A 23,251-nucleotide genomic window follows, 5' to 3' on the forward strand; every position below is an offset into this window, starting at 1 on the left:
AGGTCAAGGTCGAATCCCGCTTGACATGGAGCGCACTCCAGGTCTGAGAGTCGTGCCCATGAACACTGGCTTGAACATCGTTCTCGGCACCATCCCGTTCGGCACCGCCGTCAGCGAGGAGGACTCGTTCGCGCTGCTCGACCGCTTCTTCGAGGCGGGCGGGCGCATGCTCGACACGTCGAACAACTATCCCTTCTGGGTGGAGGGCGCCACGGGCGACGAGAGCGAGGCGACGCTGGGCGCGTGGATGGCCGCCCGCGGCAATCGCGACGAGATCTTCCTGAGCACGAAGGTGGGCGCCCGGCCCACGGTCCCCGGCGACACCACCCTGGCCTCGGCCGAGGGACTGTCGGCGGCGGCCGTCGCACGGGGCGTGGAGGGCAGCCTGCGCCGCCTGCGCACCGACCGCGTCGACCTGTACTGGTCGCACATCGAGGACCGGTCCGTGCCGCTGGAGGAGAGCCTCGGGGCGTTCGGGGAGCTGGCCGCGCAGGGCAAGATCCGTGAGCTGGGCGCCAGCAACATGCCGGCCTGGCGGCTGGAGCGGGCGCGCGCCGTGTCGGCCGCGCACGGCTGGATCCGCTACACGTACGCGCAGCAACGCCACACGTACCTGCGCCCGCGCCCGTTCACGAAGCTCGCCGAGGGCGGGCACATGCTGGCCACGGACGACCTGCTCGACTACCTGCGCTCCGAGCAGGACCTGACGCTGTGGGCCTACAACACGCTCATGTCGGGCCGCTACACCCGCGCCGACCGGCCGCTGCCGGAGTCGTACGACCATCCGGGCACGGACCGGCGGCTGGCCACGCTCCGCGAGGTGGCCGCAGAGGTGGGCGCGACCGCCAACCAGGTGGTGCTGGCCTGGCTGATGGCCGACGGGCACGTGCCGATCGTCGGGGCGTCCACGGCCGCGCAGCTCGACGAGGCGATCGGCGCGGCCGAGGTCAAGCTGGACGACGACGTCCGCGCCCGCCTCGACGCCGCCTGCTAGGGACTCCGGATCAGGGGAGGTGCTCGGAGAGGTAGCGGCGGACGAGCTGCTTGCACTCGGCGATCATGCCGGTGTCGCCGGCCGGGTCCATGCGGAAGGCCAGCTTCAGCACCGCGTCCGTGGCCTCCACCGCGACGAGCAGCGCCCGGTCGAAGCCCTCGCCGGCGGGGGCGCCCAGCAGGTCGCGCGCGAGCGTCCGCAGCCGGTCGGCGACGATGGCGTTGTTCTCCAGCACCGAGTCGAGCATCCGGTTGGTGCCCTCCAGGGCGGGCCCGCCGGGCGTCACCAGCACCTCCCCGAAGTCCACCACCCCGAACCCGGGCGTGGTCCGCTTCATCGCCACGAACTCGTCGATGGACAGGTCGATCAGGTCGGTCCAGTGGCCGGGCCGCGCCGCGGAGATCCGTTCGGTCACCCGGCGCAGGAAGGCGTCGAGATTGCGCCGGGCGAGCGCGCGCACCAGTCCCTGCTTGTCGGGGAAGAACTGGTAGAACGTGCCGATCGGCACCTCGGCGCGCCGGGCGACCTCCTTGGTGGTGAGTGCGTCGTAGCCGATCTGGTCGAGCAGCACGGCGCACTCGTCGAGCATCCGCTCCACCCGCTCAAGGCTGCGGCGTTGGGCGGGACGGCGCCGCAAGGTACTGGTCATGCCCTCCATCCTGACCCATTACCGGTAGGTAGAGGATCTCGCTTTGCCGTCAGTTAACATGAGCGGCACTCGCAAAGTACGGAGGAGCCGGCATGTTCCTGTGGGGTACGGCCACGGCCGCCTACCAGATCGAAGGAGCCGTCGCCGAGGACGGCAGGGGCGCGTCCATCTGGGACACGTTCTCCCACGACCCCGGCCGCACCCGCGACGGGCACACCGGCGACGTGGCCTGCGACCACTACCACCGCTGGCGCGAGGACGTGGCGCTCATGTCGGGCCTGGGCGTCAACGCCTACCGCTTCTCCGTCGCCTGGACCCGCGTCCTGCCCGACGGCTCCGGAGCCGTCAACGCCAAGGGCCTCGACTTCTACGAGCGGCTGGTGGACGGGCTGCTGGAGGCGGGCGTCACGCCGGTGCCGACGCTGTTCCACTGGGACCTGCCGCAGGCGCTGGAGGACCGCGGCGGGTGGCTGAGCCGTGACGTCCCCGGCCTGTTCGCCGAGTACGCCGCCGTGGTGGGCGAGCGGCTCGCCGACCGCGTCCCGATGTGGATCACGCTGAACGAGCCGTTCATCCACATGGCCTTCGGCTACGGCCTGGGCATCCACGCGCCCGGCCGGGCGCTGCTGCTCGGCGCGCTGCCCGTGGCCCACCACCAGCTCCTCGGCCACGGCCTGGCCGTGCAGGCGCTGCGGGCGGCGGGGGCACGCGAGGTGGCGATCACCAACAACTGCACGCCCGTCTGGCCGGCCTCCGGCGCCGAGGAGGACGTGGCCGCCGCCGCGGCCTACGACACGCTGCACAACCGGCTGTTCAACGACCCGGTGCTGCTGGGGGCGTACCCGGACCTGACGGCGTTCGGCATCCGGCCGGACGGCGCGGCCGGCGAGGGGCCCGAGCTGAGCTCCGCGCTGGGCGTCCGGGACGGCGACCTGGCCGTGATCTCCGCCCCGCTCGACGGCCTCGGCGTCAACTACTACAACCCCACCCGCATCTCCGCCCCGGCGGACGACGGCCTGCCGTTCACCGACGCGGGCGTCACCGGCTACCCGACCACCGCGTTCGGCTGGCCCGTCGTGCCCGACGGTCTGCGCGAGCTGCTGACGGGGCTGCGCGACCGGTACGGCGAGGCGCTGCCGCCGGTGTACGTCACGGAGAACGGCTGCTCCCAGGCGGACGAGCCGACCCCGGAGGGCGTCGTGGACGACCCGGAGCGGATCACCTTCCTCCGCGACCACATCGCCGCGGTGGAGCGGGCCCGCGCGGAGGGCGTGGACGTGCGGGGCTACTTCGTGTGGTCGCTGCTGGACAACTTCGAGTGGGCAGAGGGCTACCACCAGCGCTTCGGCCTGGTCCACGTGGACTTCGCCGGCGGGAAGCGCACCCCCAAGGCGTCCTACCACTGGTACCGGGAGCACATCGCCGCCGCGCTCCGCCCGTGAACGCCGCCCCCTGACCCGCTGGTCAGAAGACGGACACGTGGACGTGGTCGTAGTGGTTGGCGGTGACGCCGCCCCGGTCGGACATGGGGTCCCAGCCGCCACCGGACCGGATGTCGTAGTACCGCTGCTTCCAGATGATGTACATCACGCCGATCCGCGAGCCGTTCTGGATCAGCCACTCCGCCAGCGCGTCGCCGCGCTCCTCGTCGGCGCCGGAGGCGGCCCGGCCGCCGCTGGACATCATGAAGTCGCAGGCCCGGCCCTTGCCGTGCTCTCCGGGGTCGCCGGGGCGCAGGCAGCCGACCCCGTACGGCATGGGGAAGTTGGACATGACGGCGGCCCGGACCGCGACCATGCGCGCGGTGAGCCCGTCGGAGCCGCCGGGCTGCTGGAAGCCGTACTTGGCGAGCAGGCGCTCGATCTCGCGGCGCCTGCCCTGCATGTTCTTGATCTCGCGCCTGAGCTTCTCCACCTTGTCGTCGGCCGCGACCTCGGCCTTCTTGGCGTCCTCGATGAGCCGCTGGATGGCCCGGACGCGGCCGGCGCGCTCCTCGGCGATGTAGGACATGGTGGCCGCCTGGCCGAGCGCCACTGACGGGTCGCCGTCGAGGCCGAGAAGCTGCGTGCCGTCGATGGGGCCGTTGATGTACGCGTGCCGCGCGATGGCGGACACGTCGGCCTTGGCGCGGTCCAATCGGGCCTTCAGGGCGCCCGAGGTCGTGATGGCCTTCTTGACCTGGACCTTGATCTCCTCAAGGCTCTGGATCTGGCCGCGGTAGCGCTCGTTGAGCTGCTGCGCCTGCTTGGTGAGCTTGCGCAGCTCGGCGGGGTTGGGCGCGGCCGTCGCCGCCTGCGGGACGGGGAGCAGGAGCAGGCCGGAGAGAGTGGCGACGAAAAGGGCGATGCGACCGACTCTCACGCCCGTCCTCCCTCCATAGACGGTCCGAAACTATAGAAGATGATCTTGAATGCTGTCATCCGAACGACCGAACCTGCGCCACCTTGGCGAGCTATATCGCCATAAATCACTGTTTGTCGGTTCTAAGGAGCAGATAAGAGAGCGGTCGCTGAAGCACCTGATCGGCGGCCTGCCGAGACGCCACGGGAGGGATGCGGCGGCGCCGCCGCACCCCTCTTGCGCGTACGCACAGAACATGATTCGGTCGCGTTGAGGACCGCCCCCAGTCAACCAAGCATCCGGTCAAGCAGGAGGCTCACGACATGCGCCAGCACGACACGCTGTTCATCGGAGGCGAGTGGGTGACCCCGGCGGGCACCGGGACGATCGACGTGGTCTCCCCCCACACCGAGGAGGTCGTCGGCCGGGTGCCCGACGGCACGGCCGCCGACATGGACCGCGCCGTGGCCGCCGCGCGGCAGGCGTTCGACCAGGGGCCGTGGCCGCGCCTGACCTTCGCCGAGCGCGCGGCGGCGATCTCCCGGCTGGCCGAGGTCTACGCGGCCCGGCTGGGCGAGATGGCCGATCTCATCACCGAGGAGATGGGCTCGCCCATCACCTTCTCCCAGCTCGCCCAGGCGCCGCAGCCGCTCGGCATGCTGCAGTACTACGCCGAGCTCGGCACGACGTTCCAGCAGGAGGAGCAGCGGCCCGGCCTGTTCGGCCCGACGACCGTGCGGCGCGAGCCGGTGGGCGTCGTGGCGGCCATCGTCCCGTGGAACGTCCCCCAGTTCGTGGCCATGACCAAGATCGCGCCCGCGCTGCTGGCAGGCTGCGCGATCGTGCTCAAGCCCGCCCCCGAGACGCCGCTCGACGCGTACCTGCTGGCCGAGATCGCGCAGGAGGCCGGCATCCCGGCGGGCGTGCTCAACATCGTGCCCGCCGGGCGTGAGGCGGGCGAGCACCTGGTGTCCCACCCGGGCGTGGACAAGGTGGCCTTCACGGGCTCCACCGCGGCCGGCCGGCGCATCGGCTCCATCTGCGGTGAGCAGCTCAAGCGGGTCAGCCTGGAGCTCGGCGGCAAGTCGGCGGCCATCATCCTCGACGACGCCGATCTGGCCGCCAGTGTCGGCATGCTGGCGATCGCCTCCCTGATGAACAACGGCCAGGCGTGCGTCGCGCAGACCCGCATCCTCGCCTCCCGCAACCGCTACGACGAGGTCGTGGAGGCGGTGGCGGGCATGGTCACCTCACAGCAGGTCGGCGACCCGGCCGACCCGGCCACCGGCATCGGCCCGCTCGTCGCCAGGCGCCAGCAGGAGCGCGTCGAGGGCTACATCAGGATCGGCATGGAGGAGGGCGCCAAGGTGGTCGTCGGCGGCCTCGACCGGCCGTACGACCGCGGCTGGTACGTCGCGCCCACGGTCTTCTCCGGTGTGAGCAACGACATGCGGATCGCCCGCGAGGAGATCTTCGGGCCGGTGCTGGCGGTCATCCCGTACGAGGACGAGGCCGACGCGATCCGCATCGCCAACGACAGCGACTACGGTCTGGCCGGCTCGGTCTGGACGGCCGACGCGGACCACGGCATGGACGTCGCCCGCCAGGTGCGCACCGGCACGTACGGCGTGAACTGCTTCATGCTGGAGTCCAACGCGCCCTTCGGCGGCTACAAGTCCAGCGGCGTCGGCCGGGAGCTGGGCCCGGAGGGGCTGGCCGGCTACCTGGAGCACAAGTCGATCACGCGCCTGGGCTGAGCGGACGCCCGTTCCGTCCGGCACCACGGACGACCGGCACCCACGGACGACCGGCGCGACGCGGGGCCCCGGCACTCATGTGCCGGGGCCCCGCTCCGGTCGGATGGCACCCAGCGCGCCCCCGCAACGCTAGGTGCCGCTCACGCGGCTACCTGTGAAGGCCCGCTGAACACAGGCCACCCCAGGTCCCCACTCCGTCCACCCGCGGCGACCCGCCGAACGCGGACCACTCTGGGCGACCAACCGGATACAAGAAGTATGTCCTACGGATACCGCCGAAGGCGGTTTCCTTCCCCAAGGACTTTCTCCCGGCGGATTTCTTCCTTACGTCCTAGGTAGACGCTTGTTACTCACGAAAGGTTCGTTCTGATCCACTTTCCGATTCGATGGATTAGTTCGGGCGTCGCCGCGGACTCCGCGTGGCCGTATCCGGACTCGATCCAGAGCTCCTTCGGCTCGCGCGCGCCGTCGTAGATCTGATGGGCGTGCTCCAGGGGGAAGAACGCGTCGGCGTCGCCGTGGACGACCAGCAGCGGGACGGGTGAGATGAGCGCGGCGGCCTCGTACGGCGGCATGGGGATCGGGTCCCACTGGCCCCGGGCGATCCTCGTGCGCTTGGCCACGCGCGCCGCCCACCGGCCGAGCGGCCGCTCGATGGCCCAGTGGACCTGGCGCATCGGCTTGGTACCCCGGTAATACCAGCGGGCCGGGCCGCTCACCGACACCACGGCGCCCACGCCGCCGCGCAGGCCCGCGTGGCGCAGCGCCACCGAGGCCCCCATCGAGAACCCCACGACGGCGATCCGCTCGTAGCCGACGACCCGGGCATGGCGCACCGCCGCCTCCACGTCGAGGATCTCCAGGTCGCCGACCGTCGTCTCGCCGCCGGAACGACCGTGGCCCCGGAAGTCGAACGCCATCACACCGCCGTACCCGCTCAGCACGTGCACGATCCGCCGCGCGGTGCGATCCCGCCACGACCCGGTGAACCCGTGCGCCATCACGATCCCCAGGCCGCCGCCCGGTCCGGCGGCGGGCGGCGTGTGGGCGGCGTCGATGCGGACACCGTCCTCCGTGCGGAGCATGACGGGGAAGTTGGGCGCGAACGGCATGAGACCGAGCCTACGACCCGCGACCACCGTCCCCGCAGGTCGCTAGAGGGGTGTCCCCAGATGTCGTGTCGCCCAGACCGCGATCTGCGCTCGGGAGCTGTGGCCGAGCTTGTCCATGATGTTGGCGATGTGCCGGGCCACGGTCGCCGGGCTGATCACCAGCTCGGCGGCGATGGCACGGTTGGACAGGCCACGGGTCAGCAGCGCGGCGATCTCCCGCTCACGCGCCGTCAACGGCGCCCGCTGGACCGTCCCCTTCGGCGAGGACGCGACCGGCGCACCCGACGGGGACGCGACCGGCGCACCGGTCGGGGACACGACCGTCCCGCCCGACGGGACCGCGACCACGGCGCGGCCGGCGCCCTTCACGACCCGGCGACCACCGCCGTCCAGAACGCGACGAGCCACATCCACCGGGTCCATGGCCGCCCCGTGCACCCACAGCAACGCGGCGCGGCCCTCACCCAGCGCGGCACGGGCCCGGCCGAGCAGCTCCTCGACGCGGGCGCCGTCGGGGCCCTGGTGGATCACCTCGCGCAGCGCGACCGCCGCCCCGGCGGCCAGGACCGCGCCCTCCAGGTCGCCCTCGGCCTCGGCCAGCACCGACAGCCCGACCAGGCAGCGGGACAGGCCCCTGTGCTCGCCGGATCGCGTGCTCAGCGCCAGGCTCGCCCCCAGCCGGTCCCGCGCCGACTCGAACTCCCGCAGCATGGCCGCCACCCGTCCCAGCCGCGCCAGGCAACGGGACAGCGCGACGCCGGTGCCCGGCCCCTCCCCCAGCTCCCGCAGCCAGGGCACGGCCGCCTCGTAGTGGGCCACGGCCGTCACCAGGTCGCCGCGCGCCTCGGCCACCGCGCCGAGCTGCACCGCCGTACGGGCCATGATCCAGCGATGGCCGTGCTCGCACGCCCGCCGCAACGCCTCCTCGCCGTGCCGCTGCGCCTCCCGCAGCCGGCCGCGGACCAGCGCCACCGCCGACAGGCCGGCCAGCGCGGCGGCCTCGTTCCAGGGGTCACCGCAGGCGCGGGCCAGCGCCAGGCCGTCCTCGGCATGACGCTGCGCCTCGTCCGCCCGTCCCAGGCGCAGCAGCACCAGGACGGACAGGCTGTGACTCACCCCGGCGGCGAAGGGCCCGGCGCCGTCGAGCCGCCCCACGCTCTCCGTGAGCAGCTCCAGCGCCCGGACCAGCTCGTCGCGCTCCTCCAGCCCGTAGGCGAGGTACGCCTTGGCCCGGGCGACCTGCTCGGCCGGCACCTCGTCCAGGTCGAGGGCGAGCAGCCGCTCCACCCAGCCGACGACCTCGGTGGGGCCGCTCACGGGGAGCAGGCTCGTGCTGTGGAAGCACAGCCACAGGCCGCGCCGCGCGTCGGCGGACTCGATCGCCCAGTCGAGCGCCGCCCGCTGGTCGTCGGCCAGGGCGCGGCAGGCGTTGAGCGCGGCCAGCCGCCGGCCCCACGGCAGGCGCGGCTCGACCAGCTCCTCCCTGAAATGGCGCTCCTGCAGCTCGCACAGAACGCCGAGATGGCGGTCGCGCACCATCTCCCGCTCCCCCGCCTCGCGCAGCCGCCCGGCGGCGAACCGCCTGATCGTCTCCAGCAGGTGGTAGCGGACCCCGTCGTCGTCGCGCAGCACCAGCGACTTGTCCACGAGCCCGCCGAGCAGCTCCACGATGTCGGCCGGAGCGATGGGCTCGTCCGCGCACACCCGCTCGGCCAGCTCCAGATCGAACGCCCCGGCGAACACCGACAGCCGCCGCAGCAGCACCCGCTCGTGCGGCGACAGCAGGTCGTGACTCCACTCGATCGCGGCCAGCAACGTGCGCTGGCGCGCCGGGGCGGTACGCCCGCCCGTGGTCAGCAGCGAGAACCGGTCGTCGATGCGGTCGGCGATCTGGCCGGGGGTGAGCAGGCTGGTACGGGCCGCGGCCAGCTCCAGGGCGAGCGGGAGACCGTCGAGGGCCCGGCACAACCGCACCATGTCGGGCAGGCTCTCCAGGCCCAGCCGGGTACCCGCGGCAGCGGCCCGCTCGCGGAACAACCGGACCGCCTCGGCGTCGTACGCGCTCCGCACGGCCCACCGCCCGCACCCCGGCCCCTCCCAGGCCGCGGACCGAACGCCCTCTCCGAGAAGGGCGCCCTCTCCTCCGGCCCCGGCCGCCGGCTCCACCGGCCCGGCGGCGGCTTCAGGCGACTCGGTCCCCGGCGACATGGTGATCCGTCCGGGCCAGGCATCCCACTCAGGCCCGTCGACCCCCGCGAACGTGGCGGCCCGCCCTGACCACGCACCCCACGGAGTCTCCTCACCATCGGCAGGCTCGGCCGCCCCGCAGCGAACCGCGCGCCCGGACAGAGCGGTCGGCTCGGATGGAGCGGTCGGCTCGGATGGAGCGGTCGGCTCGGATGGAGCGGTCGGCTCGGGCAGGGCATGCCGGCCGGACGCGGCGCGACATCCCGATTGGGCGTCCCACTCGGACAGCTCAACCCCCGCGGAGCCGGCGGCACCCGCGGCCGGTGGTGCCGGCTCAGGCATGGCGTGCCTACCGGCCGCGGCGGGTCGTTCGGGGAGAGCAGAGAGACCGGGGACGGCATGCAGTGCCGGGGAAGCGCCTGGGCCAGGCGTGTCCGGCCGTTCAGGAGAAGCGGGTAGGCCAGGCGTGTCCGGCCGTTCAGGAGAAGCGGGTAGGCCGGGCGTGCTGCCGGACGCGGGCGAGCCGCCGGACAGGGACGGAATGCCGTACCAGGTCGACCAAGAGGGCCAGGCGGGGCAGGAAAGGACATCCGGGCATGGGGGCCGGGCGGGTAGCGGGTCTCGTTCCGTCTCGGCGGCTCCTCCCGGAGGGGAGGCGTCCAGGGGGTGGGTGGCGTCGAGGGGCGAGGCCGGGTGAGGGAGGCGGAGGGCGTCTGCCGGGGGAAGGGCGAGGGGCGGCACCCGCCATACGATCTCTCCGGCGATGCGGAGCGGCTCGCGGCTGGTGGCCAGGATGCTGACCAGCCGGCAGGAGGCCACCAGCTCGGCGCTCACCCGGGCGCACGCGTCGATCAGGTGCTCGCAGTTGTCCAGCAACAGCAGGCAGCGGGTGTCGCCCAGCCGGGCCGCCACGGTGTCCAGCAGCGGCCGTCCCGGCTCCTCGCGTACGCCGAGCACCCTGGCGATCTCGCCCGTGACCAGCTCGGGCCGGTTGATGCGGGCCAGCTCGACCAGCCACACGCCTCCTGGGTACGCGGGCACGAGCCGGGCGGCCACGCGCAGGGCCAGCCTGGTCTTGCCGATTCCGCCGACCCCGCAGAGAGTCACCACCCGCGCCCCGCCGACCGAGCACCCGGCCCAGCCACGACGTCCGCCCGTGTTCGCTCGCTCCGGCTTCCCGATCGGCTCGATCCCGTCGTCCCGCTCGCCCAAGGCGAGTCGATCACCCTGGTACGGCAGGTCGAGCCGGCCGTCCGTACGTGACAGGAGGTCCGGGTCGCCTCTGTGAGGGAGATCCAGCCAGTCGTCCCACCCGGGCAGGTCGAGCCGGTCATCCCGCCCGGGCACGTCCAGCGGGTCATCCCGCCCGGCCAGGTCCACGCGATCATCCCGCCGGGGCAGGTCGAGCCGGTCGTCCCGCAGAGGCAGGTCCACGCGATCATCCCGCCCGGCCAGGTCCAGCCGGTCGTCCCGCAGAGGCAGGTCGAGTCGGTCGCCGCCCTGACGCGGCACCGCGACCGTTCCTCCGGCCGCCCGGACCACCGCCTCCCCGCCGCCGGACGCGCTCCCGCCCCCGGGCCCGAGCTGGCCCAAGGCCCTCAGCCGGGCCCGAGCGAGCCCTCCCACACCTGGCCCCGAACCGAGATCCTCCCGCTCAGGTCCCGCCGGCCCAGCCCGTTCCCATCCCTCCGGGGCGGGCCCGTCCAGGCGGGTCAGCGCGCGGGCGTCGTCGGGGACCCACTCCGCCGGCCCGCCGGCCCACGCCCCGTCCCCCGCCGTCCCGTCCCGGCACCCCGCGCCCGCACGCGCCCCGCCGGGGCGCGCCTCATCTCGGGTGGGCGGGGATGCGGCCGCGAGGAGGGCGCAGAGGTCGGCGAGGTCGCGCTCGCGCCCCACGAACCGGTTCGGCTCGGCCGGAAGGTTGTGCATGAGGGAATGCGGCATGTGGTCACCCTGCGTCGCGGAAGGATCACACTTTTGCATAGTGTTGCACTTCTCACAGGGCCAGCGCTCTCACGATCGCTCTTTCGTCCAGAACGCGTAGATCCGGATCGCAGGCCAGCCGGCGGGCCAGCTCGGGCGAGGCCACGGTGAGCGTGACCTCGTGCTCCTCGATCAGCACCCGGCACCCGACGAGCGACGGCTCGTGCGCGATCACCACGCTGGAGGCGGCCATCATCGCGATGTCGAACGCCCGCAGCCCCCTGAACGTGTCGCTCACCGCGGCGAGCACCACGTCCTCCTCCTCCAGCAGCAGCTCCTCGTCGATCTGGCGCAGGTCCTCGGTCAGCTCCTCCAGCCTCAGCGTCCGCCCGCCGTACAGGACCAGCGCGGGCCCGGCCAGGGGGCCGAAATCGACCGCGCACTCGCCCATCAGCTCGGCGAACTGCTGCGCGCCCGGCGAGGGCTCCACGGTGAAGACGCGCTCCACGTCGGTCCTGACGGGGCCGTGGGCGCGCTGGGCGATCAGCATGCGGGCCGGTCCACGGGTGTGCAGGGCCGCCACGCCGCCCGCCCAGACGACGGCGTGGACGGCGGTGGCCAGCTCGATGCCGAGCGGAAGGTCGATCAGCACCTGGTCGCCGTAGCGGAGCCCCTGGCCCCGCAGCCCGCCCGCCACGCGCGTGACGCGCCGCGCGAACGCGGTGCGGGTCAGGACCTGGCCCGTGCGGACGTCAGTCATCGTCGGGTCGCCGTCGTGCTCGTCCGCGGCCCCCATAACCAGCTCCGTCCAGGTCATGGCGACAATGTAGGGACCCCAGACCTCCCTGGCATGCGCACAATTGTGCATCCTGATATGTACATCCGCCCGACGGGCGGTGAACGCGTTCCCAACCTGTCCTGGTACGCCCCGGATGGGGGTCTACGTCCTTCGCATGCCGTCCGCACGTGCCATGAGCTGGGATCAACTAGACTTGACTGAGCCGCGACATCGCGCGGCGGCCCCCACCGACACAGAGCGAGACGTCATCATGCCCTTGAACAGCCGCGACGACCTGCGGAACATCGCGATCATCGCGCACGTCGACCATGGCAAGACCACGCTGGTCGACGCCATGCTCTGGCAGTCCGGGGCCTTCCGCGCCAATCAGGACGTGGACGACCGGGTCATGGACTCCAACGACCTGGAGCGCGAGAAGGGCATCACCATTCTCGCCAAGAACACCGCAGTCAAGCACGGCGGCATGACCCTCAACATCATCGACACCCCGGGCCACGCCGACTTCGGTGGCGAGGTCGAGCGCGGCCTGTCGATGGTCGACGGTGTCGTGCTGCTGGTCGACGCGTCGGAGGGGCCGCTCCCGCAGACCCGCTTCGTGCTGCGCAAGGCGTTCGGCGCCAAGATGCCGGTCATCCTCTGCATCAACAAGGTCGACCGGCCCGACGCGCGCATCAAGGAGGTCGTGGACGAGGTCTACGAGCTCTTCATGGACCTCGACGCGACCGAGGAGCAGATCGACTTCCCGATCGTCTACGCCTCGGCCAAGGCCGGCCGCGCCTCGCTCAACCGTCCCGAGGACGGCGGCATGCCGGACTCCGAGGACCTGGAGCCCCTGTTCGACATCATCAAGTCGACGATCCCGGCCCCGACCTACGACCCGAACGCCCCGCTGCAGGCTCACGTCACCAACCTCGACGCGTCCTCCTACCTCGGCCGCATCGCGCTGTGCCGCATCCACCAGGGTGTGATGCGCAAGGGCCAGCAGGTGGGCTGGTGCCGTACCGACGGCACGATCCAGCGCGTCAAGATCACCGAGTTGCTGATGACGGAGGCGCTGGAGCGCAAGCCGGCCGAGGAGGCCGGCCCCGGCGACATCATCGCCATCGCCGGCATCCCCGACATCATGATCGGCGAGACGCTGGCCGACCCCGAGGACCCGCGCCCGCTGCCGCTGATCACGGTCGACGAGCCCGCCATCTCGATGACCATCGGCACCAACACCTCGCCGCTGGTCGGCAAGGTCAAGGGCTCCAAGGTCACCGCCCGCATGGTGAAGGACCGCCTGGAGAAGGAGCTCGTCGGCAACGTGTCGCTGCGTGTGCTGCCGACCGACCGGCCCGACGCCTGGGAGGTGCAGGGCCGCGGCGAGCTGGCGCTGGCCATCCTGGTCGAGCAGATGCGCCGCGAGGGCTACGAGCTGACCGTCGGCAAGCCGCAGGTGGTCACCAAGCTCATCGACGGCAAGGTCCACGAGCCGGTCGAGCGGCTGACCGTCGACTGCCCGGAGGAGTACCTCGGCGCGGTCACCCAGCTCCTGGCCGTCCGCAAGGGCCGCATGGAGCACATGACCAACCACGGCACCGGCTGGATCCGGATGGAGTTCGTGGTGCCGGCGCGCGGCCTGATCGGCTTCCGCACCGAGTTCCTCACCGAGACGCGCGGCACGGGACTGGTCCACCACGTGTTCGACTCGTACGAGCCGTGGTTCGGCGAGCTGCGCACCCGTAACAACGGCTCGCTGGTGGCCGACCGGTCCGGTCCCGTCACCGCGTTCGCCATGCTCAACCTCCAGGAGCGCGGCACGCTGTTCGTCTCGCCCACCACCGAGGTGTACGAGGGCATGATCGTCGGCGAGAACTCCCGGTCCGACGACATGGACGTCAACATCACCAAGGAGAAGAAGCTCACCAACATGCGCTCCTCCACCAGCGAGGAGACGGAGAAGGTGATCCCGCCGCGCGTCCTGTCGCTGGAGCAGGCGCTGGAGTTCATCCGCGAGGACGAGTGCGTGGAGATCACGCCCGACCACGTGCGCATCCGCAAGGTGGTCCTCGACGCCGCCACCCGCGGCCGCGCCGTCGCCCGCGCCAAGCGCTCCTGACACAGCGACCTGACACAGCGGCCTGACACAGAGGCTTCTCCCGCGACGCCTCCGCGCACGCCCACCGAGTGGGCGGCGCGGGGCCGGTCCGGGCGGGGCCGGTCCGGGCGGGACCCGTTCGGGCACGGTGTGACGACACAGGTGTGACCACAGGTGTGACCACACCGTTACCGCACCGCGGAGAACATCCGGCCGCGCCCGTGGATCATCCACACTGTGGGAAAGCTCCGGATCGTCGTGGCGTTCGGGCTGGCCTTGGTCTCGCTGGGCGCGATCCTCTGGTGCCTCGTGGCTGCCAGACCGGTCGAGTGGTCCACGCGTACCCCGAGCCCCGAGGTGCCCGACACCTGGGAGCTGACCGCCGGGCGCACCGCGGCCGGCTACGCGGCCGAGCGTGAGGCCACGACCGAGGTCGTGGTGGGCCGGGCGAGCCGCGCCGACCTGGCCGGGGTGCCCGCCGGGCGCATCGACGAGCGGCTGCGCCAGGTCAAGGTCACGGTCAGGCACCGGCTGCGGATGCGTGCCGAGGACGAGCTGGCCGCGACGCTGCGCCAGGGCAGCGAGTTCCCCGGCGGGATCCAGCGCTTCACCGACGACGGGTTCGGCGCGATCAAGGTGCTCGGTGCCGTGCTGGCCCCGACGAAGCGGCTCGCGCCGGTCCTGACCACCTCCGCCGGGCACACCACCGTCGAGTTCCAGGTGACGATGCTGCGGCAGTTCCAGCAGGGTGAGCTGATGGAGCTGGCGTTCCAGGAGCCCGCCGGCCGGCCGCTGATCGTGCTGCGGCGCGCCGTCACGGTGCTCCCCGGCGAGTGGACGCCGCTGCGCGTCCAGGGCGTGCGGCCGTCGCGGGAGGGCCCGGAGCGGCTGGAGTTCGCCGTCGGGTTCTACCCGGTGAGCGTGACGCTGGCCCAGGACTCCTACGGGTTCCCCGACCACCAGGAGGAGGACGACTTCTCGTGGGCGACGGCGCTCGGCATCGGGACCGCCGTGGTGCTCGTGTGGTACCTGGTGCGGGCCATGGGCATGGCCTGGTGGCAGCGGACGGCGAACCGCGAGTTCGCCATCGGCCTGCTGCTGGCCGCGCCGACCCTGCTGATCCCCCTCGTGGCCAAGGATTTCACGCCGTTCGCGTACGTGATCCTGTTCGGCGCGGTGCCGGCGCTGGCCGTGTGGCATGCCGGGCGGGTGCTGCCGACGAGCCCGCCGTGGACGGCGCGGGAGGCGCTGGGCGTGACCGCGCTCGGCGTTCTGCTGAGCCTGGGCATGCTGACCTGGTCGTGGCTGCACGAGCAGCTCCCGCCCGGCACGCTGCTGACGGGCTCCGCCATCGCGGCGCTGGCCGCCGCCGGGTCCGCCGTGGGGTTCAGCTCCGATCTCGGCATCCGCATGGTCGCGGTACGGCTGGCCGCGTTCGCCGCCGGGTCGGCCGTCGCGCTGCTGGCCCTCGCGCTGTGGACGCGGGCGCTGGTGGACGGCGTATACCCGCCGGACAGCGTCCGGCTCGTGCTGGGCCTGGGCTGGGCGCTCATCCCCGTCACTGCGGTCGCCGTGGCCACGCGGCGATGGTCGCGGCGGGCGGTGGTGGTCGCCGTGGTGGCGAGCCTGCTCGTGCAGGGCTGGCCGACCGAGTGGCTGGACGCCGGGTCGTGGAGCCTGCCCCTGGCCTCGCCGGCGGAGCCCAAGCTGGGCGACCTGCCGCTGAGCCCGCTCATGCGTGGCGTGCTGGGCCTGCTGCTGCTCGGGTTCGGGCTGCTGCTGCTACGGCTGTGGCGGCTCGGCGGGTCCATCGAGGCGATCGGCCACCCGGCTGCCGAGGCCACGATGATCGCCGGGCTGATGGTCCTGTACCTCACGCCCCGGGGCAGCATCACGATCGCCGACAGCGACGTGCCGCTGCCGCTGCTGTCGATCACCTCGATCGTCGCCTGGCTCGCGGCCCGCTGGCTGCTCGTCACCCCGCACCCGTCCGTGATCGAGCCCACCTCCCCCGACGAGCACCGCGAGCTGATCAGATCCGCGCTGCACAAGCGGCTCCTGCTCATCTCCGAGCAGGAGCTGTACCGGCTCGGCCGGGGCAGGATCGGCGCGGGCGAGATGACGATGGCCGACTTCGACGAGCGGCGGCAGGCCCTGGAGGAGGCGCTCCGCCGGCACGGCCGCGACCCGGAGACGGCCTTCGCCACCGCCGCCGGCTGCCCGCCGTGGGTCAACGGCGTGTACGGCTTCGCGGTGAGCCTGCTGCTGAGTGTGCCGTTCGCGCTCCTGTACGGCAGTCCCGCCGGGGTGGACCTGAGCAGCTTCGTGTTCGACATGCGCTACCTGCTCACCCTGCCCGCCTTCGGGTTCCTGTTCGGGTACTTCTACCCCCGCGTCCGCGGCACCCAGCCCATGACCAAAGCCCTCTACCTCATGGCCGCCGCCCTCGCCACCGAGCTGTCCGGGTACCTGTCGGCGCTGGTGGAGCCGGACATCGGCGGGCTCGACAAGGTGCAGGTGGTGGCGATCGTGGGGGGCGAGGTGGCGCTGGTCTGCATCGGGCTGGGGCTGTACTGGGAGTGGCGGCTCATGCACCTGGCCGGGGAGCCGTGGGCGCGGGTCCGCAACATCCGCAGCGTCCGCAGCCTGGCCACGCCGCTGCTGGCGGTGGTCATCGCGGCGGTCACCACGGCCGCGACCTCGGCGGCCGGCCAGACGGTCGACCGCATCCTCCAGGGCGACGAGCAGGTCACCACCACGGCCCCGAAGTGACCGCCCGCCCTAACGGGACCCGCCGCCGCTTCCCTCCGCGCTCGGAGCACCGCTGTTCTCCGTGCTCAGCACCCCGCTGTCCTCCGTGCTCAGCACCCCGCTGTCCTCCGTGCTCAGCACGAGGTAGCCGTCGCGGGAGAACCGTACCCGGTAGCCGTGCTGGAGCAGGGTACGCACGCGGGCCCGCTGCTCCTCCACGCCCGGGAACGGAAACGTGCGGCGGCCCACGTCGGCCACCACCCACGGGGCCCAGCGCGGGGTGCGGTCCCACAGCAGCACCGTGTCGCGGCCGGACAGCGCCGGGGCGAGGTTGTTGGCCGCCTCCACCAGCACCCCGCCGGGCACGGCCGACACGGCCGCGGCGGCGGCGCCCTCGCGCCCGTCGCGCCGGTAGGACGCGGGGTCGGCCAGCTCGGCCAGCGCGAAGAACGGCACGGTCGCGACCGCGAACGCCACCACGCCCGCCGCCCACCACCGCACGATCCGCCCGCCCCGCTCCTCCCCCAGGCGGTCGCGCAGACGGCGGACCCCGTCCACCCCCGCGGCGAGCACGACGACCACGACGAACGCGTTGTAGTGGTACCCCGGCACCCACCAGTTGGGAAAGGAACTGGCCAGCATGCGCTCGGCCAGCAGGGGCACCGCCACGAGCAGGAGCGGCGAGCCCAGCGCCGCCAGCAGCGTGGTGCCGAGCAGCAGGGCCAGCGTGAGCAGCTTCACCGGCGGGCTCCCGAGCTGCGCCACCACCGCCAGCGGGTCCGTCAGCGCGGTGCGGGCGGCGGCCCCCGCGTCGGCCCCCAGCGCGCCGTACGCCCAGTAGTAGTCGGGCCGCCCACCGAACAGCGGGATCAGCACCTGCGAGGCCAGCCAGGTGTGGACGGTGCCGCCCACGACGAACGCCCCGCCCATGACCCGCCGGCCGCGCTGCCCGAGCAGCACCAGCCCGAAGCCGGCGACGAGCAGCCCCATGTCCTCCTTGACGCACAGCAGGGCCAGGGCGACGAGCACGACGTGGACCCGCCGCCCGGCCTGGTGGCGTTCGAGCAGCAGGCCGGTGAGCAGCGGCGCGAACGCGGCCTCGTGGAAGTCGAACGCCGCCGCCTCCACGACCGGCCACGACAGCGCGTAGGCCACCGCGACGAGGTGCGCGGCGCGCACGCCCAGGGCCCGCCTGGTGAAGACCCACAGCGGCACGGTGGCGGAGGCCAGCAGCACGGCCTGCGCGGCCAGCAGCGTGCCGGGGCCGTCGTGGATCCAGTAGAGAGGCGCGAGCACGGCCAGGATCGGCGACCAGTGGTCACCGAGGACGGTGAAGCCGGGCCCGAAGTCGTTGTGGACGCCCTTGACGACGGCCACCGGCAGGCCGAACCGTGAGTAGGACCGGACCGCCTGATCGAAGATCACCAGGTCGTACGCCCCGGCCCGGAACCCGGCCAGCCGCACGAAGGAGACGGCGCCGTACAGCAGGGCCGACACGGCGGTGATGACGGCCAGAACGCCCCGCTCCCGCCGCCCCCCGGTCTCGCCGTCCGGCCCGCCGCCGGTCAGCGGCGGCGGGGCAGCTCGCTGCCCCGGACGTGCGTGGCCAGCCAGTCCACCAGCGGACCGTAGGCCCGCCACGTCTCCCGCACCCGCTCCACGACGTCCTTCGTGTGGACCCACGGCTCCGGCGGGAAGCGGCGGCCGGCATGCAGGGAGCGGTGGCGGAGCAGGTCGATGCGGGGATGGTCGGCCGGGTAGTCGCGGGGCCTGGTCTTCAGCCGGTCACCCGCCGGCTCGTAGTCCGCCGCCCGGAGCTCGGCCATCACCGCCTCCAGCGGCTCGCCCGACAGGTCCTCGGCGACCGCCGCGCGATAGCGGGCGATCTGGTCGGGGGCCTGGGTGTAGCAGCCGCCCGCGGTGTAGAGCCCGTCCGCGCCGATCTGGACGTACAGCCCGATCCCCGGCATGCGGTCGACGAAGGCGCCCTGGTGGGTCTTGTACGGCGACTTGTCCTTGGCGAAGCGGACGTCCCTGTGCGGCCGGAACAGGTGGGCCTGCCCGAACTCGGCGGCCAGCTCCTCGGCGAGCGCGAGCATCGGCGCCCGCACCGCCTCCTCGTAGAGGTCCCGGTGCCGGGTGAAGTACGTCTTCGTGTTGTCCGCCTCCAGGCCCTCGTAGAAGACGAACGCCTCGTCGGGGAAGCCGGTGAAACCCATACGGGCCAGCCTGCCATGTCGCACCGACAACATGGCACGCGGTCACCGGGCCTCCGCCGGCTCGGCGGACTCGTACGTCCGGCCCGGCAGCAGCGCCCTGCCGTACAGCTCGGGCACCGTGACGAAGTGGTAGCCCTTCCTGGTCAGCGTGTCGAGCACCCGCGGGACCGCCGCGACGCTGGTCGGGTGGATGTCGTGCAGGAGCACGATCGCGCCGGGAGGGGCCTGGCCGGCGCGCCGTGCCACGATCTCGGCATTCCGGTCGCGCCAGTCGAGCGTGTCGACGCTCCACAGGATCTGCGCCAGCCCCTCATGGCGCGCCTGCTCGGCGACGCGGGCGTTCGTCGCCCCGTACGGCGGCCGCATGAGCCGCATCCGCACCCCGGTCGTCCGCTGGACGATCTCCTCGGTGTCGGCCAGCTCGCGCCTGAGCCGCTCGTCGGACAGGGCGGTCAGCGGCGGGTGGCTCCACGAGTGGTTGCCCAGCTCGTGCCCGTCCTCCACGATGCGGCGGGTGAGCCCGGTGTGGTCGGCGGCCACCATCTGCCCCAGGACGAAGAACGTGGCCCGCACCCGCCGCTCGCGCAGCAGGTCGAGCAGCTTGCCGGTGTACTCGCCGGGGCCGTCGTCGAAGGTGAGGGCGACGCACTTGCGCCGCCGGCAGTCGACCACGCGGCGGGCGGGCCAGTCGGGCTGGACGGCGGCCAGCCGCCGGGCGAGCACGCCGGGGTCGATGACGGTGGGCGGGCGCGGCGCCGCGACGGGCGTCGTGGAGGTCGTGTGCGTGGTGCCGCATCCGGCCACGGCGGCGGCGAGCGCGGCACAGGCCGTCACGACGGCCAGGCGGACCGAGTCCCGGCGGGCCGGCCCACCGGCCAGGCCCGCTGTGCCACCGCTACGGGTAGTCCTGCGCCAAGTGCCCGCGCAACTCTTTGGCCAGGTCATTCCACCACAGTGGTACATCAGCCTGGAGCTCCGCGAAGCGACGCGCCACCCTTATGGCACATCCGACCGCATCCGTACCCAAATGTCGACGTTTCACCGGTCCTTCCTGCCAGCGGTAAAAACCGTGCCGGTAGCGGACGACGAGGCCGATCCAGACGGGAAGTGTGGCGTCGTCACCCAGCTCGTACGCGGTGGTGACGCCGAGCTCTCGCAGCTCGGCCCGGAGCTTCTCCGTCGCCGCGCGGGCCTCGGTCACGCGTCACCCCCTGCCGGTGCTCGAACGCACACACAGGGATGTACCCACCCACGGGCCACAACCGACAATGACATGCCGTCATCATGGGACTCCGTTGGGTGACAGCGGGGGCTGTTTCGCGTTATTGGCACCATCGGACAGGGTCCGGCAGCCCCCGCTTCGGGGCCGTACAGCATCAGAGCCCGAATCCCCACGGGGATCGGGCTCTGGATCAGTCGCGTCAGGGGCGGGGACAGGGTGCGGGCTCAGGCCGCCGTTCGCTGCGCCGGAGGGCGGAAGGCGCCCTCCTCCATCGCGTACGGCTCCAGCATGGTCCGGAGCTGGCGGCGGCCCCGGTGGAGGCGGGACATCACGGTCCCGATGGGGGTGCCCATGCGCTCGGCGATCTCCTTGTACGCGAACCCCTCGACGTCGGCCAGGTAGACGGCCACGCGGAAGTCCTCGGGCAGGGAGCGGAGCGCGTTCATCACGACGTTGTCGGGCAGGCGCTCCAGCGCCTCGGTCTCGGCCGACTTCAGCCCGGTCGAGGAGTGCGACTCGGCGGCGTGCAGCTGCCAGTCCTCGATCTCCTCGGCGGCCGACAGCTTCGGCGAGCGCTGCCGCTTGCGGTAGTCGTTGATGAAGTTGTTGGTCAGGATGCGATGCAGCCACGCCTTGAGGTTCGTGCCCTCGCGGAACTGGTGGTAGGAGGTGTACGCCTTGGCCACCGTCTCCTGGACGAGGTCCTCCGCGTCGGCGGTGTTACGGGTCAGGCGCATGGCGGAGGCGAACAGCTGCGACGTCACGGGCACGACATCGCGCTCGAACCAGTCCTGACGCTGCTCTTCGGTCATAGTGATCAAGTTTCCCCCTAGCGCTATCCCATCTCGGCACAGGTCGGCCCGCATCGAAGTCCATGGTGTCAACACCCACGTAAGGGCCGCGTTAACGGTTGCGCCTGGTCAGAGAGGTGAGAAGTCCGTCTGCTCGCGGCGTGCGTTATCACGTCCACGGCTGGACTTGTCTCAGTACCATAACACTATCCACCCAATTTCGTGGAAAAAGTGGCCAGAGTCACATGAGATAGCGTATGAGCATGGATTTTGTGGATCGTCATAACACGAGGACGCGCCACTGGGTGGCCGAGGCCATCCGCACAGTGGAGGCCGACGCCAACCGGAGTTGTGACACGCACCTTCATGTCTTTCCGCTGCCCCCGCAGTGGGGGGTAAACCTCTACTTGAAAGACGAGTCGGTGCACCCCACCGGTTCACTCAAACACCGGCTGGCCCGCTCGCTCTTCCTGTACGGCCTGGCCAACGGCTGGATCGGCCCCGACACGACGATCGTCGAGGCGTCGAGCGGATCGACGGCGGTCAGCGAGGCGTACTTCGCCCGGCTGCTCGGCCTGCCGTTCATCGCGGTGATGCCGGCCTCGACCTCACCGGAGAAGTGCCACCTCATCGAGTTCTACGGCGGCAAGTGTCATCTGGTCGACGACCCCACCACGATCTACGAGGAGTCGCGCCGCCTGGCCGCGGAGTCCGGCGGCCACTTCATGGACCAGTTCACCTACGCCGAGCGGGCCACGGACTGGCGGGGCAACAACAACATCGCCGAGTCCATCTTCGCCCAGATGGCCTTGGAGCCGCACCCCGTCCCCGCCTGGATCGTGGTCGGCGCCGGCACCGGCGGCACCTCGTCCACGATCGGCCGCTACATCCGCTACCGGCGGCACTCCACCCGCCTGGCCGTGGCCGACCCCGAGGGGTCGGCCTTCTATCCGGCCTGGGTGTCCGGCGACGCCTCGGTCACGGCGCGGGGCTCGCGGATCGAGGGCATCGGACGGCCCCGGGTGGAGCCGTCGTTCCAGCCGTCGGTGATCGACCGCATGCTGGCCGTACCGGACGCCCGGTCGATCGCCGCCATGCACTGGGTGCGCGAGGTGACCGGCCGCGACGTCGGCGGCTCGACCGGCACCAACGTGGCGGCCTGCGTGGAGCTGATCAAGGAGATGCGCGCCGCGGGCGAGCGCGGCAGCATCGTCACCCTCATCTGCGACGGCGGCGAGCGCTACCGGGGCACGTACTGCGAGCCCGCCTGGCTGGCCGCCCAGGGCCTGGACATCCACCCGCACCTGGACGACCTGCGCGCCTTCCTGGCGGGCTGAGCCGTCAGGCGGTCCTGGCCGGGTCCACCGAGAAGAACCCGGCCAGGTCGTCCAGGATCGCGTGCGCGCCCTGGATGCCGACCGCGGTCATCCACGTCTGGTCGTCGACGTCGTGCTTCTCGCCCTTCAGCCTGCCCCACAGCGGGTTGGCGGCGAACTTGTCCTTGTACTCCGTGGCCGCGGGGTCGCCGTAGGTCGCCACGAAGATGTGCTGGGCGTCCAGGTCGGCGATGCGCTCCTGGCTGACGTCCACCACGATCGAGTCCTCGACGGTGGGCTGGCCCTTCGGGCGGGGGAAGCCGACGTCCTTCAGGACGATGCCGGAGTAGGACTTCTCGACGTACAGGCGGGCGGTCGGCTCGCCGGCGAAGCGGACGATCGAGACGGTGGGCAGCTCGCCGCCCTCCTTGGCCTTGACCGCCTCGCCGATCTTCGCGGCGCGGGCCTCGTACTCCTTGATCCGGGTCTCGGCGAGGTCCTCCTTGCCGAGCGCCTGGCCCATGAGCCGGACGTTGTCCTTCCAGATGGCGCCGGTCGTCTCGCTGAAGACCGTCGGCGCGATCTTGGAGAGCTTGTCGTAGAGCGCCTCGTGGCGGACCTTGGCGGAGACGATCAGGTCCGGCTTGAGCGCGATGATCTTCTCCAGGCTGGGCTGCTCCAGCGTGCCCACCGCGACTGCCTCCTTGCCGTACCGGGCGGCCACCGCGCCGAGGTAGTCGGGCAGCTTGGTCTCGATCGAGCGGTAGGTGGTGTAGCCGACGACCGGCGTCTCCAGCGTGAGGACCGCGTCGACGAAGCTCTGGTCGAGGGCGACCACCCGCTTGGGCTGGGCCGGGATCACGGTCTCGCCCATCGCGTGCTTGACGGTGCGGAACGGCGTGCCGGCCTGGCTGGACGCCGGGGCGCCGGCTCCGGTCGACTCCGTGCCGGCCGAACCGCAGCCGGCGGCGAGCCCCGCCACCAGCATCGCGCTCACCAAGGCGCGCAACCGTCTCATCGAAACCCCTCCCAGGGCAAAAAGTTAGGCAACCCTTATTTAGGTTAGCCCTGCCTAAGCTGGCATACTTCAGCGGGACGGGCAACTGCCGGA

Annotated in this window: 17 protein-coding genes; 6 read left to right on the plus strand and 11 right to left on the minus strand. The window is 72.1% G+C overall.

Annotated elements, in window-relative coordinates; genetic code table 11:
* Positions 1–58 precede the first annotated feature (58 nt).
* Positions 59–994: an aldo/keto reductase gene (locus ACIBG4_RS39290; RefSeq protein WP_310708831.1), complete on the plus strand. Its 936-nt coding sequence runs from the start codon at positions 59–61 to the stop codon at positions 992–994.
* A 10-nt stretch (positions 995–1,004) separates the two neighbouring features.
* Here the strand turns inward: ACIBG4_RS39290 and ACIBG4_RS39295 are convergent, their stop codons facing one another.
* Positions 1,005–1,643 (minus strand): TetR family transcriptional regulator, encoded by a 639-nt coding sequence (locus ACIBG4_RS39295; protein ID WP_310708830.1) that lies wholly within the window; start codon positions 1,641–1,643, stop codon positions 1,005–1,007.
* A gap of 92 nt (positions 1,644–1,735) precedes the next feature.
* Here ACIBG4_RS39295 and ACIBG4_RS39300 point away from each other — a divergent pair, with 92 nt between their 5' ends.
* Positions 1,736–3,085, plus strand: coding sequence for a GH1 family beta-glucosidase (locus ACIBG4_RS39300; protein ID WP_397207352.1), 1,350 nt, complete (start codon positions 1,736–1,738; stop codon positions 3,083–3,085).
* Positions 3,086–3,107: 22 nt separating this feature from the next.
* Here ACIBG4_RS39300 and ACIBG4_RS39305 read toward each other — a convergent pair whose 3' ends face one another.
* On the minus strand, positions 3,108–4,004 hold the full coding sequence (locus ACIBG4_RS39305) for a hypothetical protein (protein ID WP_310708828.1): 897 nt from the start codon (positions 4,002–4,004) through the stop codon (positions 3,108–3,110).
* Between the two features lie 302 nt (positions 4,005–4,306).
* Here ACIBG4_RS39305 and ACIBG4_RS39310 point away from each other — a divergent pair, with 302 nt between their 5' ends.
* Positions 4,307–5,740, plus strand: coding sequence for an aldehyde dehydrogenase (locus tag ACIBG4_RS39310; protein WP_397207355.1), 1,434 nt, complete (start codon positions 4,307–4,309; stop codon positions 5,738–5,740).
* Positions 5,741–6,090: 350 nt separating this feature from the next.
* Here ACIBG4_RS39310 and ACIBG4_RS39315 read toward each other — a convergent pair whose 3' ends face one another.
* Genes ACIBG4_RS39315 through ACIBG4_RS39325 form a run of 3 tightly spaced genes read right to left on the minus strand, consistent with a single transcriptional unit; the run spans position 6,091 to position 11,779 of the window.
* Positions 6,091–6,852, minus strand: a complete 762-nt coding sequence (locus ACIBG4_RS39315; protein ID WP_397207358.1) for an alpha/beta hydrolase — start codon at positions 6,850–6,852, stop codon at positions 6,091–6,093.
* A gap of 42 nt (positions 6,853–6,894) precedes the next feature.
* Positions 6,895–10,983, minus strand: coding sequence for a LuxR C-terminal-related transcriptional regulator (locus ACIBG4_RS39320; protein ID WP_397207360.1), 4,089 nt, complete (start codon positions 10,981–10,983; stop codon positions 6,895–6,897).
* Between the two features lie 52 nt (positions 10,984–11,035).
* Complete coding sequence (locus ACIBG4_RS39325) at positions 11,036–11,779, minus strand: AMP-binding protein (protein WP_397207363.1); 744 nt, start codon at positions 11,777–11,779, stop codon at positions 11,036–11,038.
* Between the two features lie 232 nt (positions 11,780–12,011).
* Here ACIBG4_RS39325 and typA point away from each other — a divergent pair, with 232 nt between their 5' ends.
* Together typA and ACIBG4_RS39335 are read left to right on the plus strand one after the other, a co-directional pair.
* The gene (gene typA / locus ACIBG4_RS39330; protein ID WP_397207366.1) at positions 12,012–13,862 is read left to right on the plus strand and encodes a translational GTPase TypA; all 1,851 of its coding nucleotides are present in this window, start codon (positions 12,012–12,014) and stop codon (positions 13,860–13,862) included.
* Positions 13,863–14,078: 216 nt separating this feature from the next.
* Positions 14,079–16,613: a hypothetical protein gene (locus ACIBG4_RS39335; protein WP_397207368.1), complete on the plus strand. Its 2,535-nt coding sequence runs from the start codon at positions 14,079–14,081 to the stop codon at positions 16,611–16,613.
* 9 nt (positions 16,614–16,622) lie between these two features.
* On the opposite strand, the gene ACIBG4_RS39340 is transcribed toward ACIBG4_RS39335, so the two are convergent.
* From ACIBG4_RS39340 to ACIBG4_RS39360, 5 genes are all read right to left on the minus strand, one after another.
* Positions 16,623–18,089, minus strand: coding sequence for a DUF2079 domain-containing protein (locus tag ACIBG4_RS39340; protein ID WP_397207370.1), 1,467 nt, complete (start codon positions 18,087–18,089; stop codon positions 16,623–16,625).
* Positions 18,090–18,157: 68 nt separating this feature from the next.
* A complete protein-coding gene (locus ACIBG4_RS39345) occupies positions 18,158–18,811 on the minus strand; it encodes a DUF2461 domain-containing protein (protein WP_397207373.1) in 654 nt (217 codons plus the stop codon).
* A 42-nt stretch (positions 18,812–18,853) separates the two neighbouring features.
* Positions 18,854–19,645, minus strand: a complete 792-nt coding sequence (locus ACIBG4_RS39350) for a polysaccharide deacetylase family protein (RefSeq protein WP_397207376.1) — start codon at positions 19,643–19,645, stop codon at positions 18,854–18,856.
* A gap of 61 nt (positions 19,646–19,706) precedes the next feature.
* Entirely contained in the window at positions 19,707–20,012 is a 306-nt protein-coding gene (locus tag ACIBG4_RS39355) for a hypothetical protein (RefSeq protein WP_310708818.1), read from the minus strand.
* Between the two features lie 245 nt (positions 20,013–20,257).
* Positions 20,258–20,845, minus strand: coding sequence for a sigma-70 family RNA polymerase sigma factor (locus ACIBG4_RS39360; RefSeq protein WP_310708817.1), 588 nt, complete (start codon positions 20,843–20,845; stop codon positions 20,258–20,260).
* Positions 20,846–21,087: 242 nt separating this feature from the next.
* On the opposite strand from ACIBG4_RS39360, the gene ACIBG4_RS39365 reads away from it, so the two are divergent.
* Positions 21,088–22,161, plus strand: a complete 1,074-nt coding sequence (locus ACIBG4_RS39365; RefSeq protein ID WP_310708816.1) for a PLP-dependent cysteine synthase family protein — start codon at positions 21,088–21,090, stop codon at positions 22,159–22,161.
* A gap of 4 nt (positions 22,162–22,165) precedes the next feature.
* Here the strand turns inward: ACIBG4_RS39365 and ACIBG4_RS39370 are convergent, their stop codons facing one another.
* Positions 22,166–23,158, minus strand: coding sequence for an ABC transporter substrate-binding protein (locus tag ACIBG4_RS39370; RefSeq protein WP_397207379.1), 993 nt, complete (start codon positions 23,156–23,158; stop codon positions 22,166–22,168).
* Positions 23,159–23,251 lie beyond the last annotated feature (93 nt).

The organism is Nonomuraea sp. NPDC050383, from assembly GCF_044459125.1.
Classification (GTDB): domain Bacteria; phylum Actinomycetota; class Actinomycetes; order Streptosporangiales; family Streptosporangiaceae; genus Nonomuraea.

What these genes read in the sequence shown, in the direction of transcription:
- ACIBG4_RS39320 (WP_397207360.1), bottom strand. Translation starts at nt 10,983, where the DNA reads ATGCCGCATTCCCTCATGCACAACCTTCCGGCCGAGCCGAACCGGTTC.
- ACIBG4_RS39370 (WP_397207379.1), bottom strand. Translation starts at nt 23,158, where the DNA reads ATGAGACGGTTGCGCGCCTTGGTGAGCGCGATGCTGGTGGCGGGGCTC.
- ACIBG4_RS39295 (WP_310708830.1), bottom strand. Translation starts at nt 1,643, where the DNA reads ATGACCAGTACCTTGCGGCGCCGTCCCGCCCAACGCCGCAGCCTTGAG.
- ACIBG4_RS39345 (WP_397207373.1), bottom strand. Translation starts at nt 18,811, where the DNA reads ATGGGTTTCACCGGCTTCCCCGACGAGGCGTTCGTCTTCTACGAGGGC.
- ACIBG4_RS39365 (WP_310708816.1), top strand. Translation starts at nt 21,088, where the DNA reads ATGGATTTTGTGGATCGTCATAACACGAGGACGCGCCACTGGGTGGCC.
- ACIBG4_RS39300 (WP_397207352.1), top strand. Translation starts at nt 1,736, where the DNA reads ATGTTCCTGTGGGGTACGGCCACGGCCGCCTACCAGATCGAAGGAGCC.
- ACIBG4_RS39325 (WP_397207363.1), bottom strand. Translation starts at nt 11,779, where the DNA reads ATGACCTGGACGGAGCTGGTTATGGGGGCCGCGGACGAGCACGACGGC.
- ACIBG4_RS39290 (WP_310708831.1), top strand. Translation starts at nt 59, where the DNA reads ATGAACACTGGCTTGAACATCGTTCTCGGCACCATCCCGTTCGGCACC.
- ACIBG4_RS39315 (WP_397207358.1), bottom strand. Translation starts at nt 6,852, where the DNA reads ATGCCGTTCGCGCCCAACTTCCCCGTCATGCTCCGCACGGAGGACGGT.
- ACIBG4_RS39310 (WP_397207355.1), top strand. Translation starts at nt 4,307, where the DNA reads ATGCGCCAGCACGACACGCTGTTCATCGGAGGCGAGTGGGTGACCCCG.
- typA (WP_397207366.1), top strand. Translation starts at nt 12,012, where the DNA reads ATGCCCTTGAACAGCCGCGACGACCTGCGGAACATCGCGATCATCGCG.
- ACIBG4_RS39360 (WP_310708817.1), bottom strand. Translation starts at nt 20,845, where the DNA reads ATGACCGAAGAGCAGCGTCAGGACTGGTTCGAGCGCGATGTCGTGCCC.